The 22,399-nt window shown below is 38.4% G+C and carries 22 protein-coding genes; 7 read left to right on the forward strand and 15 right to left on the reverse strand.

Annotated elements, in window-relative coordinates; translation table 11 throughout:
- Nucleotides 1-7 precede the first annotated feature (7 nt).
- Nucleotides 8-1,015: a tetraacyldisaccharide 4'-kinase gene (gene lpxK / locus J8L85_RS16960; RefSeq protein WP_211019297.1), complete on the forward strand. Its 1,008-nt coding sequence runs from the start codon at nucleotides 8-10 to the stop codon at nucleotides 1,013-1,015.
- On the opposite strand, the gene J8L85_RS16965 is transcribed toward lpxK, so the two are convergent.
- The 9 genes from J8L85_RS16965 to J8L85_RS17005 all read right to left on the reverse strand — a co-directional run bounded on the left by J8L85_RS16965 (nucleotide 996) and on the right by J8L85_RS17005 (nucleotide 9,898).
- On the reverse strand, nucleotides 996-3,107 hold the full coding sequence (locus J8L85_RS16965; protein WP_247656712.1) for a response regulator: 2,112 nt from the start codon (nucleotides 3,105-3,107) through the stop codon (nucleotides 996-998). The genes lpxK and J8L85_RS16965 overlap by 20 nt on opposite strands.
- 104 nt (nucleotides 3,108-3,211) lie before the next feature.
- Complete coding sequence (gene gap / locus J8L85_RS16970) at nucleotides 3,212-4,222, reverse strand: type I glyceraldehyde-3-phosphate dehydrogenase (protein WP_211019301.1); 1,011 nt, start codon at nucleotides 4,220-4,222, stop codon at nucleotides 3,212-3,214.
- Nucleotides 4,223-4,296: 74 nt separating this feature from the next.
- The gene (gene lipA / locus J8L85_RS16975) at nucleotides 4,297-5,172 is read right to left on the reverse strand and encodes a lipoyl synthase (RefSeq protein ID WP_211019303.1); all 876 of its coding nucleotides are present in this window, start codon (nucleotides 5,170-5,172) and stop codon (nucleotides 4,297-4,299) included.
- Between the two features lie 111 nt (nucleotides 5,173-5,283).
- A complete protein-coding gene (locus J8L85_RS16980) occupies nucleotides 5,284-5,835 on the reverse strand; it encodes a sigma-70 family RNA polymerase sigma factor (protein ID WP_247656713.1) in 552 nt (183 codons plus the stop codon).
- Between the two features lie 54 nt (nucleotides 5,836-5,889).
- Nucleotides 5,890-6,090, reverse strand: a complete 201-nt coding sequence (locus J8L85_RS16985) for a membrane or secreted protein (protein ID WP_211019305.1) — start codon at nucleotides 6,088-6,090, stop codon at nucleotides 5,890-5,892.
- 78 nt (nucleotides 6,091-6,168) lie between these two features.
- Entirely contained in the window at nucleotides 6,169-6,927 is a 759-nt protein-coding gene (locus J8L85_RS16990; protein ID WP_211019307.1) for an anti-sigma factor, read from the reverse strand.
- Entirely contained in the window at nucleotides 6,924-7,487 is a 564-nt protein-coding gene (locus tag J8L85_RS16995; RefSeq protein ID WP_211019309.1) for an RNA polymerase sigma factor, read from the reverse strand. The genes J8L85_RS16990 and J8L85_RS16995 overlap by 4 nt, the downstream gene beginning before the upstream one ends.
- Nucleotides 7,488-7,691: 204 nt before the next feature.
- Entirely contained in the window at nucleotides 7,692-8,708 is a 1,017-nt protein-coding gene (murB, locus tag J8L85_RS17000; RefSeq protein WP_211019311.1) for a UDP-N-acetylmuramate dehydrogenase, read from the reverse strand.
- Nucleotides 8,708-9,898 (reverse strand): pyridoxal phosphate-dependent aminotransferase, encoded by a 1,191-nt coding sequence (locus J8L85_RS17005; RefSeq protein ID WP_211019314.1) that lies wholly within the window; start codon nucleotides 9,896-9,898, stop codon nucleotides 8,708-8,710. The genes murB and J8L85_RS17005 overlap by 1 nt, the downstream gene beginning before the upstream one ends.
- A 149-nt stretch (nucleotides 9,899-10,047) precedes the next feature.
- On the opposite strand from J8L85_RS17005, the gene J8L85_RS17010 reads away from it, so the two are divergent.
- Nucleotides 10,048-11,379, forward strand: a complete 1,332-nt coding sequence (locus J8L85_RS17010; RefSeq protein WP_211019316.1) for an aspartyl protease family protein — start codon at nucleotides 10,048-10,050, stop codon at nucleotides 11,377-11,379.
- A gap of 51 nt (nucleotides 11,380-11,430) precedes the next feature.
- Here the strand turns inward: J8L85_RS17010 and J8L85_RS17015 are convergent, their stop codons facing one another.
- Nucleotides 11,431-11,823 (reverse strand): DUF1573 domain-containing protein, encoded by a 393-nt coding sequence (locus J8L85_RS17015; protein ID WP_211019429.1) that lies wholly within the window; start codon nucleotides 11,821-11,823, stop codon nucleotides 11,431-11,433.
- Between the two features lie 195 nt (nucleotides 11,824-12,018).
- Between J8L85_RS17015 and J8L85_RS17020 the strand changes: the two genes are divergently transcribed.
- The 5 genes from J8L85_RS17020 (at nucleotide 12,019) to J8L85_RS17040 (ending at nucleotide 18,010) form a co-directional block, all read left to right on the forward strand.
- A complete protein-coding gene (locus tag J8L85_RS17020) occupies nucleotides 12,019-14,649 on the forward strand; it encodes a valine--tRNA ligase (protein WP_211019318.1) in 2,631 nt (876 codons plus the stop codon).
- Between the two features lie 104 nt (nucleotides 14,650-14,753).
- On the forward strand, nucleotides 14,754-14,921 hold the full coding sequence (locus tag J8L85_RS17025) for a lmo0937 family membrane protein (RefSeq protein ID WP_047244661.1): 168 nt from the start codon (nucleotides 14,754-14,756) through the stop codon (nucleotides 14,919-14,921).
- Between the two features lie 236 nt (nucleotides 14,922-15,157).
- Nucleotides 15,158-16,432, forward strand: coding sequence for a HAMP domain-containing sensor histidine kinase (locus J8L85_RS17030; protein ID WP_211019320.1), 1,275 nt, complete (start codon nucleotides 15,158-15,160; stop codon nucleotides 16,430-16,432).
- On the forward strand, nucleotides 16,419-17,117 hold the full coding sequence (locus J8L85_RS17035; protein WP_211019322.1) for a response regulator transcription factor: 699 nt from the start codon (nucleotides 16,419-16,421) through the stop codon (nucleotides 17,115-17,117). The genes J8L85_RS17030 and J8L85_RS17035 overlap by 14 nt, the downstream gene beginning before the upstream one ends.
- A gap of 128 nt (nucleotides 17,118-17,245) precedes the next feature.
- Nucleotides 17,246-18,010 (forward strand): creatininase family protein, encoded by a 765-nt coding sequence (locus J8L85_RS17040; protein WP_211019324.1) that lies wholly within the window; start codon nucleotides 17,246-17,248, stop codon nucleotides 18,008-18,010.
- Here the strand turns inward: J8L85_RS17040 and J8L85_RS17045 are convergent, their stop codons facing one another.
- Genes J8L85_RS17045 through ftsH form a run of 5 tightly spaced genes read right to left on the reverse strand, consistent with a single transcriptional unit; the run spans nucleotide 18,011 to nucleotide 22,394 of the window.
- Entirely contained in the window at nucleotides 18,011-18,271 is a 261-nt protein-coding gene (locus tag J8L85_RS17045; RefSeq protein ID WP_211019327.1) for an acyl-CoA-binding protein, read from the reverse strand.
- Nucleotides 18,246-18,929, reverse strand: a complete 684-nt coding sequence (locus J8L85_RS17050; RefSeq protein ID WP_211019330.1) for a phosphatidylserine decarboxylase family protein — start codon at nucleotides 18,927-18,929, stop codon at nucleotides 18,246-18,248. Before J8L85_RS17050 ends, J8L85_RS17045 begins: the two co-directional genes overlap by 26 nt.
- A complete protein-coding gene (locus tag J8L85_RS17055; protein ID WP_211019332.1) occupies nucleotides 18,919-19,722 on the reverse strand; it encodes a phosphatidate cytidylyltransferase in 804 nt (267 codons plus the stop codon). The genes J8L85_RS17050 and J8L85_RS17055 overlap by 11 nt, the downstream gene beginning before the upstream one ends.
- A 1-nt stretch (nucleotide 19,723) precedes the next feature.
- Nucleotides 19,724-20,335, reverse strand: a complete 612-nt coding sequence (locus J8L85_RS17060) for an LUD domain-containing protein (protein WP_211019334.1) — start codon at nucleotides 20,333-20,335, stop codon at nucleotides 19,724-19,726.
- A gap of 58 nt (nucleotides 20,336-20,393) precedes the next feature.
- Nucleotides 20,394-22,394: an ATP-dependent zinc metalloprotease FtsH gene (gene ftsH / locus J8L85_RS17065; protein WP_211019337.1), complete on the reverse strand. Its 2,001-nt coding sequence runs from the start codon at nucleotides 22,392-22,394 to the stop codon at nucleotides 20,394-20,396.
- Between the last annotated feature and the right edge of the window lie 5 nt (nucleotides 22,395-22,399).

The following is a 22,399-nucleotide window of genomic DNA, read 5'->3' on the forward strand; positions in this document are numbered from 1 at the left end:
CGTTCAGATGCAACTGTTGAGAAAACTTCTTTTTCCTATATCCTTGGTATATGCCCTTGTGGTTTACATACGTAATTTTTTATACGATACTCGGGTTTTTAAATCGGAGCGTTTTAATACGATAACGGTCTGTATTGGTAATCTTAGTGTTGGGGGAACAGGAAAGACCCCTATGACAGAATTGATTATCGGTATATTAAAGGATACATACAAGTTGGCGGTATTAAGTAGGGGGTACAAAAGAAAATCAAAGGGGTTTGTTCTTGCCGAAGACGATAGTACGGTAGAAGAAATGGGTGATGAGCCCTTTCAGATATCCTCAAAGTTTGCCGAAGTTGCGGTAGCTGTGGATGCGGACCGTAGAAATGGCATCCGAGAGTTGGAAAAACAAATACAACCAGAGGTGATTTTGTTGGATGATGCTTACCAACATAGAAAAGTACTACCTGATTTTTCTATATTATTAACGGCCTATGGGCATTTATATACAGATGATTGGTATTTGCCTACCGGAGATCTAAGAGATAGCAAACATGCTTCCAAAAGGGCAAATCTGATTGTGGTGACGAAGTGCCCTTCTGATATTACGCAACAAGAACAAGAGAAGATTGTAAAGAAGATAAGGCCCAAGAAAGATCAACAGGTACTGTTTACCTATTTGGCATATGACCGTGATTTGCACCATGGTTCAACAATACTGGGGGTAGATACTCTAAAAGGTAAAAAAGTTACCCTTGTTACGGGTATTGCAAATCCGGCTCCTTTGGTAGCTTATCTGAATAAAAAAGGGTTGGTTCTTGATCATTTGTCTTTTGGCGACCATCATTTTTTCTCTGAAAGCGAAATAGATCAATTAAAAACGAAAGATATTATTATCACTACCGAAAAGGACTATGTTCGGTTAAGCGACAAGCTGGATAATTTGTACTACCTGTCCGTTAAACATGTGTTTCTAAATGACGGGGGTAAAATACTGGAAGAAAGGTTGTTTGGGCTTATGAGCGGGGTCTCTTAGTTTTTTTGTCGAATATATTTTCCCCGATCTTTTGGTAGAAAACTTCTGGTTTAAAAGGTTTTGTTACCACATCGTTACATCCGGCCGCATAAAAACTTTCTAAACTATCGTCCAATGATATTGCAGTTAGCGCTATTATTGGTGTTTGTTTGTCGAATTCCCTTATTTGTATAGTGGCTTCTTCACCACTTATGCCAGGCATGTGGATGTCCATTAAAATGGCATCGTAGGTGTTTTCTTTGGCCAAGGTCACTGCCTCCTCTCCATTGCTCGCTATATCGCTGGTAATCTCTTTTTTGGTGAGCATTTTTTTGGTGATGACCTGATTAATTTTATTGTCTTCAACGATCAGTATATGAAGTCCTTTATAATCGTAATCTCGCGGAGTGATTTCAAAGGCGATATCATCAACAAGGTCGTCTTTGCTCTTCATGTCGATCTCAAAAGAAAAAGAACTGCCTATGCCCAGTTTACTTTCCAGTCTTATATCGCTTTCAAAAAGGCCCAATAAACTCTTAACAATGGTAAGACCAAGGCCTGTGCCCCCATATTCCCTGTTTATTTGGATGGATCCTTGCTCAAAACCATCAAAAATACTTTGTTGTTTTTCTTTTGAAATACCTATTCCGTTATCTTTTACCTCAAAATAGATGGTAACATCCTCGCCTTCTTTTTTGCTGAGTTTACTAATAACGTTTACAGTACCGTTTTTTGTAAACTTTATGGCGTTGCCTATTAAGTTTATGAATATTTGCGAAAGTTTTAATGGATCGCTCATTAAATGACTGGGGATGTTGGAGTCATAATCGAGAATCAATTTTGTGTTGTTTTCCTTGGCGCTCTGCTGTAGCGAATCCATAACCTCGTTCAATATCTTTTTGAGATTGAATTCCATATTCAAAGGCTCTAGCTTATCGGCATCTATTTTATTTATGTGAAGAATGTCATTAATGAAATTCAATAGATAATCTCCCGAAAACTTTAGTGCCTTTAAGTGCTCTTTCTGGTGTTCTGCCGGATTTTCCTCTAAAAGTAAATGTGTAAGGCCGGTGACCGCGTATAAAGGGGTTCTTAGTTCGTGGCTTACCGTAGACAAGAAATTTGTCTTGGCCTCCATGGCCTGCACGGCACTGTCCTTGGCTTTTTGTAATTCTTGATTTTTGGTTTGAAGAAGATCGTTCGTTTTTAATTTTATCTGATTGTTCCTGTAAAGGGAAACGGCAAGCAATGATATTATGATCAAGAAAGCGGAAGCCAGTATGGCCGTAAGTTCAGACCTGTTTTGCGATTCTTTGAGTTCTTCTATCGTATGGTCTTGCTTTATGATCAGTTCGGTCTTGTAATCGTCTCGTATCTTATCGGCCGTTTTTGCCTCGGTCTTAAGTTTGTCAATGGTAAATAAAGAATCTTTTATACTAAGTAAATTTTGGCTGTTGGTCCATGCATTCTCGTACAGCCCCATTTTCGCATAAACATCGGACAAAATTTCGTTGGCCTCTTTAACTTCTAAAAAAAAGCCGTTTTCTTTGGCAAGGGCCAATGCATTTTCGGCATTTTTAGTGCTTTCCGGATAGTTGTTGGTTTTTTTGTAAAGTTCGGCCAAACCCAAATAGGCCTGGGTAGACAAATAATCTTTTTCATGAATATCGGAATTCACCACCAAGGAATTGAGGTTTTTTGTGGCGCTTTCGTATTTCTCCAATTTTATGTAGACATATGCCTCCGTCAGTAAGATGTTGTTAATAAAATTACGGTCGTTGTTCAATTGCTTAGCCTCGTTCAGCATAAACAGCGATTGGAAATTTTGATCGGCCTGGTACAATAGAACAGCTTCTATGTATTTATGAATGGCGTCTCCGTAAGGGTAGGCGACATCTTTTAGAAGTACGCTTGCCCGATCCCAGTAAAACTGGGTGTCACTCTCCTTTTCAAGTTTAAGGTATAGCAATGCCAGCTCATGATAACAGTCTATAAGGCCTTTTACATCTTCATTTTTTTCAGCTTCTTCCGCAGCTTTGTCAAGCGTTTCTATGGCAAGGTCTATTCTACTTTGGTTTCTGAATTTCCGAGCCTCGTCAAAGAAGGAGTCCATGCTTTTTAGAGATGTAGAATCTTGGGCGGACAAGGTCGGTCCCCCTAATAACATAAAGCATAAGGGGATAAGATAATAGATAATCCTATGTACGTAAGACGTCTTCAAATATGTTTTTTTCTTACCATTAAATTTATCAAGTCTATCAATCTATTGCAATACCCGGTTTCGTTGTCGTACCATCCAATGATTTTCACCATTTTACCTATAACAGATGTCATTAAAGAATCAAACGTACAAGAATAACAACTATTGTTTATATCTATGGATACTATAGGGTCTTCCGTATAACAAAGGATATTCTTGAGTTCATTTTTTGATGCTTTCTCAAATGTATCATTAATTTCTTGGATTGAGGTATTTCTTCTTACATTGAAGGTAATATCTGTCAATGATCCGTTAGGTACCGGTACTCTGATACCGCAACCGCCTATTACCTCGGCCAATTCTGGAAAAATACGTGTCAGCGCTTTTGCCGCCCCTGTGGTGGTAGGCACTATAGATTGTGCCGCCGCTCGTGCCCTTCTCAAATCTCTATGCGGTTGATCGTGTAAACTTTGATCGCTCGTGTAAGAATGTACCGTGGTAATATATGCTTGGTCTATACCGCAAAGATCATTTATCACCTTTATCATCGGAGCTGCATTGTTGGTAGTGCAAGAGGCATTGGAAATTATATTATCTTCTTCCTTTAAACTCTGCTCGTTGATACCATAGACGATCATTTTGATATCATCGTCCAATGGGGGAGCGGAAAGAATCACTTTTTTGGCCCCGTTCTTAATGTAATGGTCAAGAATGTCCTTGGTCTTGAATTTTCCGGTGCACTCTAACACAATATCTATGTTCGATCGGCCCCAATCTATCTTTTTGGGATCCTTGATATTGGTAAGTTTTACCGACTTATCGTCCACGATAATATGCGATTCGTCATGGGTAATATTGCCCGAATAGATACCATGTATACTATCGTATTTTAGTAAATGGGCAAGTGTTTTAGAATCTGCCAGATCATTGATGGCAACTACGTTTATATGAGGTTTATCTTGAAGAAGTCGGAAGAACGTTCTTCCAATTCTACCAAAACCATTGATGGCTACATTAACCTTTTTCATAGGTTTTTTCGGTCAATTAAGATGATTGGCCCATTAGGTCTGTTGAAATATTAGGCCAATATGGGCTTAAAGTGTTAATTTATATGTTTGTGGGCTTTGTAGGACGACCTTACTAGAGCTCCACTTTCTACATGTCTAAATCCCATTTCCAGCCCTATTTCTTCGTATTTTTTAAATTGTTCAGGTTTAATGAATTCTTTTACGGGCAAATGTTTTTTTGAAGGTTGCAGATATTGTCCAATGGTAACCACATCTACATTGGCGTCTCTAAGGTCTTGCATTGTTTGTATAACTTCTTCTTCCATTTCTCCCAGGCCTAGCATAATACCTGATTTGGTTCTGTTGACACCATTGGCCCTTAAATACCTTAAAACTTCTAGACTACGTTCGTATTTAGCCTGTATCCTTACTTCCCTGGTCAGTCTTTTTACGGTTTCCATGTTGTGGGACACGACTTCGGGCGATACTTCGATAATACGGTCTAAATGTCTTTCTATTCCTTGAAAATCAGGTATTAAGGTTTCGAGGGTGGTAGACGGATTCATTCTTCGTATCGCTTTAACGGTCTCGGCCCAGATAATTGACCCCATATCTTTAAGGTCATCCCTGTCTACCGATGTGATTACGGCGTGTTTTATACTCATTATTTTGATGGAGCGTGCTACTTTTTCCGGTTCTTCCCAATCTACGTTTTCGGGTCTCCCGGTCTTTACGCCACAAAATCCGCAAGAACGGGTACATACATTTCCAAGGATCATAAAGGTAGCGGTACCTTCGCCCCAACATTCTCCCATATTTGGGCAACTACCAGAGGTGCAAATAGTGTGTAGGTCGTACTTGTCGACCAATCCACGAAGTTGAGTGTATTTTTTTCCTGTAGGTAATTTAACCCTTAACCATTTCGGTTTTCCCTTTGGTGGTGCGTTATTTTCTTTTACAGCTGTAGACATGCCTAATTTTTATACAAATATACGAAGTAAAGATGCAAACCCTTTTATGATAAAAGAGCTAGTATTTTTTAAATGATAATAACTCGTCTGTGGTTTGAATTGTCTAGGAGCCTATCTTCTGTTCCGGATAATTTCAGCCAAAAGCTTTTTGGCCCTCAAGAGCTTTACCTTTACATTGTTCATGGGTTCGTTGAGTTTTTTTGAGATGTCGGCATAACTAAGCTCATTAAAATATCTCAGGTTTATTACTTCTTGGTAGTGGGGTTTTAAACTTTTTATATCCCTTAAAAGATCGGCAAGGTTTTGTTCTTGGATCAACTGGTCTTCCATAGAAAGGGAATCATCGAAAACCTTTTGGATCGCCTCTTCGTTTCGTCTAGTTTCCAATAGACTTTTTTTTCTTTTGCGTACCAAGTCGATATGGATATTCTTGGAAATGGCGATCAGCCATGTTTTAAAACGGTAGTCTTCGTTGTAGGTCTTTATTTTGTCGAAGGCCTTTGAGAATGTTTGTATGGTGATGTCTTCCGCATCATTTTCATTTTCGGTACGCTTCAGTTGAAATCCGTAAACATCGTTCCAGAACATATCCAGCAATCTGCTATATGCTATTTGATTACCTTCTTTTGCTTTTGCTATTATGTCTTTTACGGTTTCGTTCAATATATATGCTAAGTAGAAAGAACTCTTTTTTTTAGATGTGACAAGTGCTGTTTTTTAAGAAACAGTTTCTCTTTTACAATCTTGTTCATCTGGCATTTTGCCGCACATACTGCATGCTTGGCCGTCTTTGTTTAAATAGGGGCTCTGGCTTGCACAGGTGCCTGCGAACTTGCCATCTTTTTTTGCCCAAATTTTAATGGCTATTCCAGAAAATGCCAATGCTAAAAGTCCAATAGTGAGTAATATCAGTTTCATCTTTTGAAATTTTGTACAAAGGTAAAAAAATAAAGCCCCGATTCGGGGCTTTAAGATTACTTTATGTGTTAAGATGTTTTAGTAGGCGATATTGGCTACTATATTATCTACTGTCGGGTTTTGGTTGCCCCCTTTTGGTTCTATGGTTATGTAACCGACGGCATTTTCCGCATATGGTAGGGCCATAAGATTTTGACCGTCCCCGCCTTCTTCTATAATGCCCAGGTTCAACATTTCGCCGTTTACCTCTGCCCACATCTGGTAACATTGGTCTTCAGGTAGGTGGGGTAGTTTTTTTACATTGATGTACGATAATTTTTTTACCGGGTTGATGTAAGCGACCGCCTTTAGCTCTTTTGCTTTTTGGTTTCCTTTTACATTATATTTTTTTGTACTTGGATTGTTCAGTACAATGAACTGATTTCTTACATCTTCCAATTGCTGTTTCATATCGGCTTCCAAAAGCTTGATCTTGTTGCTAACAACGGTATTTTCTTCCTGAAGGTCCTGGTTTTGGTTCCAGAAGAAAAAAGATGCCCCTGCAAACATGACCGCGGCAAAACTTGCAGCGATGGCATATCTAAAGAAACGTTTTCTTCCCTGATGTTCTGAACGGATCCGGGCCGTAATCTTTTCTTTAAGTCCTTCCGGAGATTTTACGGCGTGCAGTTTGGCAAAAATTTCCAAACTTTCTTGCAGCTCGTTATAGGTCTCTCTTACTTCTGGGTACATGGCAATATACTGCTCAACCTTCAGCGATTCTATCTCTGTGGTGTTTCCAAGGAGGTATTTTTCCAATAAATCCGAGTCCAGGAATATTTTAATTTTTTCTTTCATCCTATTATATTTAAAAGAAACGTAATCATGGCAGGCCCGTAAACTTTACGTAATTCACGAAGTCCGATTTTGAGTCTAGATTTGATGGTGCCCAAAGGAATATTAAGTTCGTCGCTTGCTTCCTGTTGTGTCATGCCTTGAAAAAATAGGGCATCTAACACTATTTGGTACTTTTCTTCTATCTTATCCAGATGTTCCTCAACATCCATGAATTCTGGCCTAATACTATCTACGCCTAAATTATATACGTCAGAAACGTCTATTTGGATTTCCTTATCTGTTTTTGTATTGATACTTCTTAATTTATCGATAGCGGTGTTTCTTGTAATGCGAAACAACCATGTAAAAAGTTTGGCTTTGGTAGGGTCGTAAGAATCGGCTTTTTTCCAGATTTTCACAAAACTTTCCTGAAGTACGTCTTGGGCAAGTTCTTCGTTTCGCAGTACTTTGTTTGCAACACCCAAAAGAGTGTCTCCGTAATGATCGTACAGAAGGGATATGGCTTTGTCATTCCTTTCCTGTAGAAGTTCAACTATATGTTTTTCAAGTAGTGTGCTCATATATAATGGACAAACCTAAAGTTTTTTAATCTATAAACATCCAAAAAGGTTTGTCGTTCCGTATATCAATAAACGCTAATTTATAAAATTGATTGTTAAAGAGGCGTTATCTAAAAATATATCTCTCATAAGTGTGCAGCTGGTAACTGCCACTTAGTTTTTGGTTAGTTTGGTTTGGTATAACCCCCGGAGTTTTTCTGGGGGTTATTTTATTAGGTTAACCTCGGGGGTTATGGTAATTTCAAAATCGTTCTTGACTTTTTCTATGATTTTATGTGCCAAGGCAAGAATTTCCTGGCCGGTGGCATTACCATAATTTACTAGTACCAGCGCTTGTTTGCTATGTACCCCGGCATCGCCAAATCGTTTTCCCTTAAAACCACATTGCTCAATTAACCAACCTGCGGGAATCTTGTATTGGGTATCCGATATTTTGTAATAAGGGGCTTCCGGATGTTTTTTTATAAATAGGTGAAAATCCTTTTCTGTAATTATGGGGTTTTTAAAAAAGCTTCCGCTATTGCCCAATTCTTTTGGGTCTGGAAGTTTACTGTTCCTGATGCCTATAACAGCATTGGAAACATCTTGAATGGTGGGGCTGGAGATATTACGCTCTTTTAAGGCCGTTTCTATTGCGCCATATCCGGTGTTTATCGTATGGTCTTTTTTTGTGAGCTTAAAATTAACGGAAGTGATGACATATTTATCTTTTCCTTTGTTTTTAAAGTATGAGTCCCTGTATCCAAATTCACAATCTTCTTTTGAGAAAGTAACGATTTGTTGGTCTTCTCTACGAACGGCTTCGCAGCTTGTAAAACAATCTTTAAGTTCAACACCGTAGGCCCCTATGTTTTGAACCGGCGCCGTGCCAACGTTTCCGGGGATCAGAGACATGTTCTCTAGTCCCCCAAAATCGTTTCTTAAGGTCCAGAGTACCATTTGGTGCCAGTTTTCGCCGGCCATGACCTTTATTTCTACATGATCTTCTTCTTCAGCGATTATATCAATGCCTTTAATGTTGACATGAATGACCAATGCAGATATATTTTGGGTAATTAACATGTTACTACCTCCCCCAAGAATAAATTTCTGGGGGAAGGCATCGTTCTTTAATATTTCCTGAAGTTCATCGACCGTGTTTACCTCTATAAAAAAATCCGCTTTGGCATCAATACCAAAAGTATTGTAAGCTTTTAGAGAAAAATCTTTTTTGATATCCATTAATCTTTATAGCTTTTAAGTGCCTCACCGATAATATAAACGGCCCTTTTTAGGCTTTCTTGGTCTAGTACATAGGCAATTCTTATTTGGTTTTTGCCTAGCCCTTTAGTGGCATAAAAGCCTGCTGCAGGTGCGACCATGACCGTTTCGTTATCCAGTTGAAAATCCTCTAGAAGCCATTGGGCAAAATTATCGGCATCTAATACGGGTAGCTCTGCGATGCAGTAGAAAGCACCTTGTGGACGGGCAACCTTAACACCTTCTAATTTTTCCAGTTCAGAAATCAATAGGTTTCGTCTGGTCACATATTCCGTTTTTACCTCGTCAAAATAGCTTTGGGGGGTATCCAACGCTGCTTCACTCGCTATTTGAGCATACGTCGGGGGCGATAATCTTGCTTGGGCAAATTTTAAGGCCGTCGCGATCACTTCTTTGTTTTTTGAAACAAGAAACCCGATTCTTGCCCCGCACATACTATATCTTTTAGACACCGAGTCTACAATGATGGCGTTGTTGTCAAGGCCTTCTTCTTGTAGAATGGAATAATGTTCTTTGTCGTCGTAGGTGAATTCTCTATATACTTCATCGGCAATTAAAAATAGATCGTGCTTTTTTACGATCTGTGCCAACTTTTTAATTTCTTCCTTACTGTATAGATACCCGGTAGGGTTGCCTGGATTACAGATGAGAATGGCTTTGGTTCTTGGTGTTATAAGCTTCTCAAAATCTTCTATAGGAGGCAAGGCAAAGTTGTCTTCCAATTTTGAGACCACGGGTACTACCTTCACCCCACTGGCGGTAGCAAAACCATTGTAGTTTGCATAAAAGGGCTCCGGAATAATTATTTCATCGTCGTTGTCGGCAATACTGCCCATGGCAAAAGATAGGGCTTCGGATCCACCCGTTGTAACAATAATCTCATCTGCCGTTACATTGATATTGTTGTTAGCGTAATACTTTGCAATTTTTTTTCTGTAATTCTCCGATCCTTCGGTTCTGCTGTATTCTAAAACGTTGATTTTGTTGTTTTTAACCGCGTCCAACGCTATCTGTGGCGTTTTAATATCTGGTTGGCCAATGTTCAAGTGAATTACCTTGATTCCCTTTTTTTTGGCATTTTCTGCATAGGGCACCAATTTTCTTATTGGTGATTGGGGCATGGAGAGCCCCTTTTTAGATATGGATGGCATACATTTAAATTTTTCACAAAAGTGATAAATCATTCCCTATTCTACAATAGAAGCCAACTTTATTTAGTATTCGAAAAAGAGTGTTAAAATAAGGTCTTGAAAAGATAAATATCGTATCTTATAGGAAGGTTAATTTATTGGTATGTAATATGTTATTTAGAATTTTTCGGCTTATCGTCATTTTGTCTCTTTGCTTTCCCGCCTTTGTGGTATCGCAAGGATACTCTTTGCCCAAAGGTGAGAAATACGTTAAAGTAAACTTCGAGTTGATAAATAACCTAATGGTAATACCCGTTAATGTCAATGGGGCCGAATTATCTTTTGTAATGGATTCGGGGGTTAGTACACCTATATTGTTCAATCTGGCGAATCAAGACTCCATTGAGTTGAGAAATGTTTCCGAAGTTACCATAAATGGGCTAGGGGAAGGTGATCCTATAAGTGTGTTGAGTTCTCAAGGTAATTTTTTTAAGTTGGGAGATATTGAAAATCCGTCTCAGAAATTGTATGTGGTAATGGATGCCGGTATCAATTTTTCTCCCTATTTGGGTATTCCGGTGCACGGTATTATTGGTTATGACCTTTTTAGGGATTTTGTGGTGGATATCAATTATTCCTCTAAGACCATCAAGTTTTATGAACCGGGTAATTATACTCGAAAATCAAATAAAAAATATCAAACTTTCGATATTGATGTCATTAATAAGAAAGTGTATTTAGATGCCAGTGTGTCTTTGGACGGGGAAAGGGATGTACCGGTAAAAATGTTATTGGATACAGGTAGTAGTGACGCTATTTGGCTTTTTGAGGATGAACGCATCAAATTGCCGGAGAAGAATTATGAAGATTATTTGGGCAAAGGGCTGGCAGGTAATATTTATGGTAAACGAACGAAAGTGCATAGTATAAAGATCGGTGATTTTAGCTTAAAGGATGCCAAGGCCGCTTTTCCCGATATGTTGACCTTTAATGCGATAAAGGACCTAGGGAATAGAAATGGTAGTTTGGGCGGAGAGGTGCTGAAGCGTTTTAATATTGTTTTTGATTATCCCCATGGGAAAATATCGTTCAAAAAAAATTCGAATTTTAAAAAACCGTTTCATTATAATATGAGCGGAATAGATTTGCAACATGCAGGTGTCCGTTACGTTTCAGAAAGAATAACCAACGGCAATGGAGTGGTTTATAATAACGATAGGTCCTATGGCGATGTGCAGATATTACTGGAAGGTGCTACTAGGTTAAGTCTGGTGCCCGAAATAGTAGTTTCGGGAATAAGGGCCGGAAGTCCGGCACATTTTGCAGGACTGCAAGAAGGTGATGTTATTTTGGCCGTAAACGGTAAACGTATTCACCGATATAAAATTCAGCAGATTCTAGAGATGTTGAACAATAAGGAGGGGAAAAAAGTAAAGGTGCTGGTGGAACGGTCCAATAGCAATCTTTTATTCAGTTTGGTTCTTAAAGATCTATTTAAATAAAAAAGCCCTCTAAAAAAGAGGGCTTTTAATTTTTATAAGAGAAACTACATGTTATTTAGTACCGCTGCTAGCAGCTTTGATTTCTCCTTTGATCTTTAAAATCTTAGTAGGTGTGTCCGCATTAGAAGTTACAGTGATGGCTTTTCTAATAGGGCCTACACGGTTTGTATCGTATTTCACCTGAATCTCACCGGTTTTACCTGGCATGATAGGGTCTTCCGGTTTTTTAGGAATCGTGCAACCACAACTAGATCGTACATTGCTGATAATTAATGGTGCGTTTCCCGTATTGGTAAATTCAAAAACTCGGATACCATCCGATCCTTTTGCGATTTCACCATAGTCTACAGTTTCTGTTTTAAACTCAATTTTTGCCGTTTTTTCCTGTGCTTTGACACTTAAACCGATCATCGCGACAAATAATACAAGTACTATTTTTTTCATCATTTTTTTGTTTAGTGCGAATCTCAAAATTAATTCTTTTCAGATCAACCTCAAAATCCTTTTGTTATACTCTAACGTTACTTATTTTTGTTTCGTATTTAAAGTTGGTAAAAAAAACGGTAAATGATTATAAAATATCTTTGATCCGTTTTATTTTTTACCCGTATATCAATTATTTCAAAAACTGTTCCAAATATGGAAATTCCTTCAAAATATGAGCCACATCAGGTGGAAGCTCGGTGGTACGACTACTGGATGAAGAACGAGTTTTTTTATTCCACTCCTGATGATAGGGAGCCTTATACAATAGTAATACCGCCTCCGAACGTGACCGGTGTTTTGCACATGGGGCATATGTTGAACAATACCATTCAAGATGTTCTGGTTAGGCGTGCTCGTCTTATGGGTAAAAATGCTTGTTGGGTGCCAGGTACCGATCATGCCTCTATTGCCACCGAAGCAAAAGTGGTCGCAAAACTAAAAGATCAAGGTATCAATAAAAACGACCTGACTAGGGAAGAGTTTTTAAAACATGCGTGGGATTGGACAAATGAGTATGGAGGGGTAATTTTAGAACAATTAAAGAAATTGGGTTGTTCTTGCGACTGGCAACGTACCGCTTTTACCATGGATGCCGAACGTTATGACAGTGTTATTAAGGTGTTTGTGGACCTTTTTAACAAAGGTCTTATATACAGGGGGTACCGAATGGTGAATTGGGATCCTGAGGCCCAGACGACCTTATCGGATGAAGAGGTTGTTTATGAGGAAAAACAAGGCTTACTGTATTATTTGGAATATCAAATAGAGGGGTCGGAAGAAAAAGTGACCATAGCTACTACGCGACCGGAAACCATCTTAGGGGATACCGCCATTTGTATCAACCCTAATGATGAACGCTTCAAGCATTTAAAGGGGAAAAAGGCCATTGTTCCCCTGTGCAATCGTGTAATCCCCATTATAGAGGATGAGTATGTAGATATTGAGTTTGGTACGGGATGTTTAAAGGTGACCCCGGCACATGATGTCAATGATAAAGCTTTAGGTGAAAAACACAATTTAGAGACCATAGATATTTTTAATGCCGATGCGACATTAAATTCTTTTGGACTGCATTATGAGGGCAAGGACAGGTTTGTGGTAAGAAAGGAAATTGCCAAAGAACTTGAAGAAAAAGGCTTTTTGGTAAAGACAGAAAAGCATTTGAATAAAGTGGGCACCTCCGAAAGAACCAAGGCGGTAATAGAGCCACGTTTGTCCGATCAATGGTTTTTAAAGATGGAGGACCTTGTAAAACCTGCCATTAAAGCAGTTTTAGAGTCGGACGACATTAAATTTTTTCCAAAAAAATTCGATAATACCTACCGCCATTGGATGGAAAATATCAGAGATTGGAATATCTCGAGGCAATTGTGGTGGGGGCAACAAATACCGGCCTATTACTTTGGTGATGGCCAAGATGATTTTGTAGTTGCCGAGAGCCCCGAACAAGCTCTGGCATTGGCCAAAGAGAAATCAAAAAAAGAAGATCTTACCTTGAAAGACCTAAAACAAGATGAAGATGTTTTGGATACATGGTTTTCTTCTTGGTTATGGCCAATGAGTGTCTTTAATGGGGTGTTAGAACCAGATAACGAAGAGGTCAATTATTATTACCCTACCAACGATTTGGTTACCGGGCCCGATATTATTTTCTTCTGGGTGGCTCGTATGATTATTGCGGGTTACGAATATAGAGGGAAAAGACCTTTTCAGAATGTTTATTTCACTGGGTTGGTACGTGATAAACAACGAAGAAAAATGTCTAAATCTTTGGGCAATTCCCCGGATGCCTTAAAGTTGATAGAGGAGTATGGTGCAGATGGTGTCAGGGTTGGTCTGTTATTGAGTTCGGCCGCGGGCAACGATTTAATGTTCGACGAAGACCTATGCCAGCAAGGGAAAAATTTTGCCAATAAAATATGGAACGGATTCCGATTGGTAAAAGGTTGGGAAGTTGCAGATATACCACAACCGGAAGCTTCAAAATTGGGGATTGCTTGGTACCGTGCCAAATTTGACCAAACATTAAGGGAGATAGAGGACCATTTTAGCAAGTATCGTATTTCTGATGCCTTAATGGCCACCTACAAGTTGGTTTGGGACGATTATAGTTCTTGGTTGTTAGAGATTATAAAACCTGCTTACCAAGAACCTATAGACAAGAAAACGTTTGATGAGGTTATCGATATTTTTGAACAAAACCTGAAATTGCTTCATCCTTTTATGCCATTTTTAACGGAAGAAGTTTGGCAACATATCTCTGAACGCAGTCCAGAGGAGGCGTTGATTGTAGCCGAATGGCCAAAGACCCAAAAGACAGATGCGGATTTGATCGGTCAGTTTCAATTTGCGTCAGAAGTTATTTCCGGTATCCGTACCATACGTAAAGAAAAAAATATTCCAATGAAAGAAACATTGGAAGTATCGGTATTGAACGAAGAGAAAGTAGGTAAAAATTGGGATCCCGTAATAATGAAGTTGACCAACGTTACCTCGATTTCATATGTGGACGATACTGTAGAAGGGGCTCTTTCATTTAGGGTAAAGTCGAATGAATACTTTATACCTATTAGCGGGGCAATAGATGTGGAGGCCGAAATTGCCAAGATAAAGGAAGAGTTGGCCTATACTAAAGGCTTCCTGGTTTCGGTTCAAAAAAAGTTATCCAATGAAAGGTTTGTAAACAATGCTCCCGAAAAGGTGATAGCCATGGAGCGTAAAAAACAAGCGGATGCAGAGGCTAAAATTGAAACCTTGGAAAAAAGTTTGGCCAATTTGGGATAGGGTAGCTACGCCATAATCCCGTATGAGTTAATATTTGTACGGTTAAGAGTCTTGTTTTCTGTGTTTTACGTTTAAATTTCTTTTGAATTTAAAACACTTGTATTATGAGAAGTCTTTTATGGTTGGTAGCGGTTATTTGCATTATTATTTGGATCTTGGGTATGCTGGGTATTGTGCCTGGTCTTGCAACCGGTAGCTTGCTGCATATTCTTTTAGTAATTGCGGTAGTGGTAATACTCTACAACATTATTTCTGGACGTAAACCTTTGTAGTAGGTAAGTCTTATAGTTTTAAACCAATCCGGGTTTGCTTTGTTTACACAGCAAACCCGGATTTTTTATGGGTTGTGCCGGTGCTTGACCAAAAGGTTTTGTTTAAAAACAGTAACTTAACTACTTTCTAGATGTTTCGCAGGGTAATTGGCACTGCATTTGGAAAAACCATGGGGGACAGTGAGGCTGAAGGGTAGAAGCCAACAGCAATTTTTATAGTTTATTTTGTAAAAGTCTTGAAAACGAAGAATATTTTTTTGGCCTTGTTTGTAATATCGATTGTGGGGTTGTCCATTATTCAATATCAGTATCTTAAGATTGGATTGGACTTGGCCAAGGTTCAGTTCAATTCAAAAGTAGAAAATGCGGGAGACGTTATAAAAGAAGGGCTCAAATCTAAAAGCAGACTAACTTATTTTCTTGGTAATACACTGCAGAACGATACTCCTTTCCATAATATAACGGCAGATAGCGTACAGGAGGTGTCCTATCTTTTTTTAGATGACTATATTAAAAATAAATTGGTGGACAGAGGGGTCGATTCTGACTATTCTTTTCGTCTTTTTTCACAAGATAGTGTATATAACTTTAGTTCTCCCGTTCAGTTTGATAAAGGCGAGAATGTAGATACTTATAAAATAGAGTTAGAGGGATACCTTCCTGAATTGCTCGGAAAGTCTATGTTTTTAGAACTTCGTTTTAATAATTTGTACGGTTTTTTTATGTCGAAATTAAACGGACTCACCTTGCCCAGTATTTTATTTTTGATCGGTATTTGTATCACGGTCATTTGGGTGTTGAGAACCTATTATTGGCAGAGTCGTTTAATTGTGACCACCAATGAATTTATAAATAATCTTACGCATGAGTTAAAGACACCGGTTTTTTCTATTGGTTTGGCAACCAGAATATTGGGTGAGACAGCGAGCGAAAAACAGAGACCTGTGTTGGGCATTATAAAACAACAGGTAACACGTTTGTCTACTCATATAGATAAGGTTTTAGAGTTGGCAAGTTTGGAGTCTGGGAAGAAAGTAATTACCTTGGAGACCATAAATCTTAGACCTCGACTACAAAGACTTTGCGAAGAGTTTAAAACGTTGATGTCTATAGAAGAGGGTGAATTTGCCTATGATTTGGAGTCAGGGGAATACATTGTTAAGGCAGAGATTTTTCATTTAGAAAATGCAATCAACAATATATTGGACAATGCCAAAAAGTATGCCGATGAACCAAAGATTTATCTTAAAGCCTATACTAAAAACGATAAATTGCATATTGAGGTTACCGATAATGGAAAAGGGGTTTCCAAAGAGGATATGAAACGAATATTTCAAAAATTTTATCGTGTTACCAACGGAGATTTACATCAGGTAAAAGGGTATGGTCTGGGTCTTAGTTATGTAAAAAAGATAATGGAAGAACATAAAGGTCGGGTGTTGATCGATAGTAAAGAGAATATAGGAACTAAAATAACTTTGGTAATACCAGCCGAAAATGAGAAAAGATAGAGCACGAATACTTTTGGTAGAAGATGATGAGTCGTTAGGCTATTTGTTGTCCGAGTATTTGAAGATCAAGAATTTTGAGGTTGCTTGGGCGAAAGATGGAAAGGACGCACTTATTGAATTGGAAAAATCGGAATATGATTTAGCGATCTTGGATGTGATGATGCCAGAAATGGACGGTTTTACTTTGGGGCAAAAAATTAATGATAACTATCAAAACCTGCCTTTTATTTTTTTAACGGCGAAATCACTAAAGGTAGATGTCTTAAAGGGCTTTCATATAGGGGCCATAGATTACTTAAAAAAACCGATAGATGAAGAAGAGCTGGTTATTAGAATAGAGCGGCTTTTATCAAGGTTAAAGGATAAACAGCCGACATATGAGCGGACACCGGTTTATAAAGTAGGGGAGTATGATTTTAATTCTTTAAATCAAGAGCTTTCGTATAACGGTCAAAAAGTAAACTTGACCGTAAAGGAAAGCGAACTGCTAAAATACTTGGTAGATAAAAAAAATCAACTTTGTCCGCATAAAGATATATTGATACGGTTTTGGGGCAAAAACGATTATTTCAATAAAAAAAGCCTGAATGTTTTTATAACGCGCCTTAGAAAGTACCTTGAGATGGATCCTAATATTAGAATTGAAAACGTACACAGTAAAGGTTATATACTGCGCCTACCATAATAAAATGCTATCGATGAGGTAGATAAATATTTTGTTCGGCTTAAGATATAAAGTAAACACTGGGTCAATTTAAATTAAACATGGTTATGGTAGTATGACCAAAGCCACTATGTAAATCAAATAAGATTATGATCAGACCGTATATACTATCAGAAACCAATTGGAAACATCTAAAGGATGAAAATGTTGAACTGGCCATTTTACCTTGGGGTGCCACCGAGGCGCACAACTACCATTTGCCTTATGCAACCGATAATTATCAGGCAGAGGCCATTGTAGAGGAGTCTGCAAGAATATCATGGGAGAGAGGAGATAAGGTTGTTGTATTGCCCACTATTCCATATGGGGTAAATACAGGGCAAAAAGATATTTATCTGGATATGAATCTGAATCCCAGCACTCAATTGGCCATTCTTAAAGATCTAATTACCGTATTAAATTCTCAGGGTATTTATAAGCTTTTGATTTTTAATGGTCATGGTGGAAATAATTTTAAGCCTTTGGTGAGAGAATTGGGACTTCTTTTTCCTAAGATGTTCATTAGTTTTTGTTTCTTCCCGCAAATGTTCGACAAGTCTATGTATTTTCAAGAAGAAGGTGATCATGCTGATGAAATGGAAACGAGCTTAATGCTCTATATTAGACCCGATTTGGTGTTGCCAAAATCGGAATGGGGCAAGGGTAGGTTTAAAAAATTTAAGATCAAGGCATTTTCTGAAGGCGGTGTGTGGGCAGAAAGGCAATGGTCGAAAATTAGTGAGGATACAGGTACTGGAAATCCAGAATATGCAAATACCGAAAAAGGGGAGCGTTTTTTTAAGGATGTTTGTTCAAAGGTCGGGCAATTGTTTTCTGATATATGTAACGCGGACCTAAACGATTTATATGAGTAGTTAATTTCTTAACTCTTTGTTTACCAGTTCTACATATGATTTCATGGCTTCTTCACGGTTAACGTTTTTTGCCTGAATCAATGCATTTGCCTTGAAAGCATTTATCAAAGGAGTCTTGCTACCGGGATGGTTGTAGTTTTTGTTGGCAACCTTGTAATAGGCGTATAGTTTTAGCAACACATCTGCCGGTATGGGCGACTCGTATGAATTAACAAACTCAACAGCTTCTTTAAAATCAGTATGTAATTTCTTGTTTTTCATTGGGGTCCACGTATGTGGCAATACAGGTTTGGGCACCTTTTACCTTTTGATTTAGTTTTACGTTAATCTGACAATCTAGGGGCAAAAATAAATCTACCCTTGATCCAAATTTAATAAAACCTGAATCGTCTCCTTGTTGAACACTTTCTCCAACTTCTGCGTAGTTGACAATACGCCTGGCCATAGCGCCCGCGATTTGTCTAAAAAGTATGTCTCCGAACTTGGGTGTTCCCACAACGATCGTAGTTCTTTCATTTTCTTCGCTAGATTTGGGGTGCCATGCCACTAAATATTTTCCTGGATGGTATTTAGAGTATTTTATTTTGCCGCTAGCGGGGTATCTGGTTACATGAACATTAATAGGTGACATAAAAATAGAGACCTGCCTTCTTTTGTCTTTAAAATACTCGTTCTCCTCTACTTCTTCGATTACCACTACCTTACCATCTACCGGGGCCAGTATTTCGTCAAATGATTTGTTCGCCCTTCTTGTGGGATTTCTAAAAAACTGTAAAATCAATACTAAGATAATGGCAGCTGTAATTTGTACTGCAAGTCTAAGCCATGCAATATCTATAAAAAAATGGGCGAGAAGAACAGCTAGCCCAACAATAAAAAAGGTTATCAATATAATTTTTTGACCCTCTCTATGAAACATAGGTAAAAATATTTAATGTTAAGTAAGCAAAAGGTGCGGCAAAGACCAGACTGTCCAATCTATCCAACATGCCTCCATGCCCGGGCAGTATAGCTCCACTGTCCTTTACACCGGCCATTCTTTTAAATTTAGATTCTATCAAGTCGCCTAAGCTACCAGTGATAACAATAACACTGGCAAGCAACATCCATTGGCCAGGGCCTATAATTTGCTCTTGGGTTCCCATAATGTAGGCAGCACCCAAGGCAAAGATATAACCTCCAATCGTTCCTTCCACAGTTTTTTTAGGGGAAACCGAAGGAAATAACTTTGTGCGGCCCAAGGTCTTTCCGACAATATAGGCAAAAGAATCGTTTACCCATATCAAAATAAAAATACCCATTATCAAAAGCTTGGCGAAAGCATCATTTTTATAGGGTATCATGGTAAGGAAAATACAGCCACCACCAATATAAAATAGACCTATAAGAAACTTATGCAGGCCAGAAAATGTTTTTGGTTTCTTGGAAAAGAGATAATATAAAAGATATAGGTCGGTCAATATGGTGAAAAACATTAAAATATTGATCAAGACAAGGTCGTTTATCAAATATATATAGGCCCACCAAAGTCCTAGATAAGCTAAAAAGATGTAATATCCCTTTAGTTTTACAAGACGTTTGTATTCGTATAGGCAAGCAAGGCCAAAAATCATGAATAGAAAGTCGAAGGCGTCCGAACTTAAAAAGACAGCTGATAATAATAGGATTATATAAACCGCTCCGGTAAGTGATCTTCGTAAAACTTCTTTCATACTATAAATCTTCCAGCAATAAAAGATAAAGATTTTTAGTACTACTTCCGTAAGTTAAGAAATCATCGGAGTTTTCTTTAGTCGGTTTAAAATGTTTAAGAGTGGTAATGTTGGCGGGTATTTCCGGACCATACTTTTTCTTAATGGTTTTTAATCCTTCACCTATAGATTCGACCAATTGGCTAGTGGTTGCGAATACTATTACGTTGCTGGGTAACTCGTTGACCTTTTTTTCGTTCAGTTGATTGGAGCAAACTAAGATACTGCCGTTTTGGGCAATTAGATGTTCGCAGGTGGTTAAGAAAATATCGCTCTCTTTCGTTTTATCGGTGAAAGAAATATTTTCCCTTCCGAACTTTTTGGTCAATTGTGGGTTCATGGCAAAGAAAGGTTGGTTTTGCCAACTATTCTCCTCGATTATATTGTGCAGGGCCCTTGATACTTCTTGATCGGAAATACAATAAATAAACTTACCTCCATTCTTTTTGAAATGAATAGTAAATTTTTCGTCGACAGGAAGGTTAAGATCGGGCATATGTTCGCCACGGGTCTCCACAGTTTCTTTGGAAACCTTTTTCTTTCCTCCCCCAAATAAAATATCTAAAAGACCCATTTAGTGATTTAATCTACCAAGTACCTAATTTTTTAAAAACTCTGAAAGAATTACATAATTAACTATTTTCTGATACTTTTTCGTCTTCTTCAGAGTCTTTTTTTTCGGTTTCATCAGACTTTTTCTTTTCTTCCTCCAAAAGATCCTTTTCAAAAGACCTTTTTCCGAAGATTTTTTCCAAATCTTCCTTAAAGATAACTTCTTTTTCCAATAGTCGCTCAGCAAGTGTAGTGAGTTTGTCCTTGTTATCGGTTAAAACTTTGATTGCACGTTGGTACTGGGCTTCGATAATTTTAGAAATTTCTTCATCAATTTTTCTAGCTGTTTCTTCACTGTAGGGCTTTGAGAAGCCATAAGAATCTTGGCCAGAGGAATCGTAGTATGTCAAATTACCTATAGTGTCGTTTAGACCATATATGGTTACCATTGCTTTTGCTTGTTTGGTAACTTTTTCCAGGTCGCTCAATGCTCCGGTAGAAATTTTATCGAAAATTACTTTTTCGGCAGCTCTACCTCCCATAGTAGCACACATTTCATCTAGCATTTGATCTGGTCTTACAATCAGTCTTTCTTCAGGTAAGTACCATGCGGCGCCTAAAGATTGTCCTCTAGGTACAATGGTAACTTTCACCAATGGTGCGGCATGTTCCAACATCCAACTTACTGTAGCATGGCCAGCTTCGTGGTATGCTATTGTACGTTTTTCACCAGGGGTAATAATTTTATTTTTCTTTTCTAAACCACCGACTATTCTGTCTACGGCATCTAAAAAGTCTTGTTTGTTAACTGCTTTTTGCTCTTTTCGCGCCGCAATCAATGCAGCTTCGTTACATACATTTGCTATGTCTGCACCTGAGAATCCGGGAGTCTGTCTTGCCAAGAAATCTAAATCCAAGGTTTCGGCAGTCTTTATAGGTCTTAGGTGAACTTCAAAAATTTCTTTTCTTTCACGTATGTCTGGCAGGTCAACATATATTTGTCTGTCAAACCTACCTGCACGCATCAATGCTTTATCAAGAACATCGGCGCGGTTGGTGGCCGCCAATACGATTACATTCGTATTGGTTCCAAAACCGTCCATCTCTGTCAATAACTGGTTCAGGGTGTTTTCCCTTTCGTCGTTAGAGCCGGTAAAGTTGTTTTTTCCCCTGGCCCTACCAATGGCATCGATCTCATCTATAAATATAATAGCGGGAGATTTGTCTTTGGCTTGTTTAAATAGGTCACGTACCCTAGAGGCACCAACACCTACGAACATTTCTACGAAGTCTGAACCAGAAAGGGAAAAGAAAGGAACTTTTGCTTCCCCTGCCACGGCCTTTGCAAGTAATGTTTTACCTGTTCCTGGAGGGCCTACCAAAAGGGCTCCTTTAGGAATTTTACCACCTAAAGAGGTGTATTTGTCCGGATTGCGGAGAAATTCCACTATTTCTTCTACCTCTTCTTTGGCGCCTTCAAGTCCGGCGACATCTTTAAAAGAGGTTCTTGTATCTGTCTTTTCATCAAAAAGTTTTGCCTTTGATTTTCCTATGTTGAAAATTTGACCTCCGGCACCGCCACCGCCACCGCCGGACATTCTGCGCATGAGGTAGATCCATATTCCTATGATCAACACAAAGGGAAGCAATGAAAGTAGAAAATCTAAAATTGCCGTAGATTCTTTACCAAACTCTATAATGGTATCAAGGTTGTTGTCTTTTTTTATTTCAGTGATTTCGTTCTGAAATATTTGTAGGTCGCCATAATCCAGCGTGTATTGGGGTACATTGCCTGTAGCGGGAAGAAAAGATTTCTCCGATACATCTTTATGAACCTCTTTTGCCATGGCCTCATCGGTCAAAAATACCTTTGCCTGATTTGTATTTGTGATGATAAGTATTTTTTTGACATCACCATTTCTAAGGTATTCTTGTAATTCTGAGGTAGTCGTTTTTTTGGTACTCGCCAAGTCTTCACTGTTAAATAACTGGAAGCCAATTAGTAGTACTGCAACTATACCATATATCCACCAAGAACTGAACTTTGGTTTTTTGGGATTTGTATTATTCTCTTTTGCCATTATAA

This window comes from Maribacter sp. MMG018 (assembly GCF_018100785.1).
Classification (GTDB): Bacteria; Bacteroidota; Bacteroidia; order Flavobacteriales; family Flavobacteriaceae; genus Maribacter.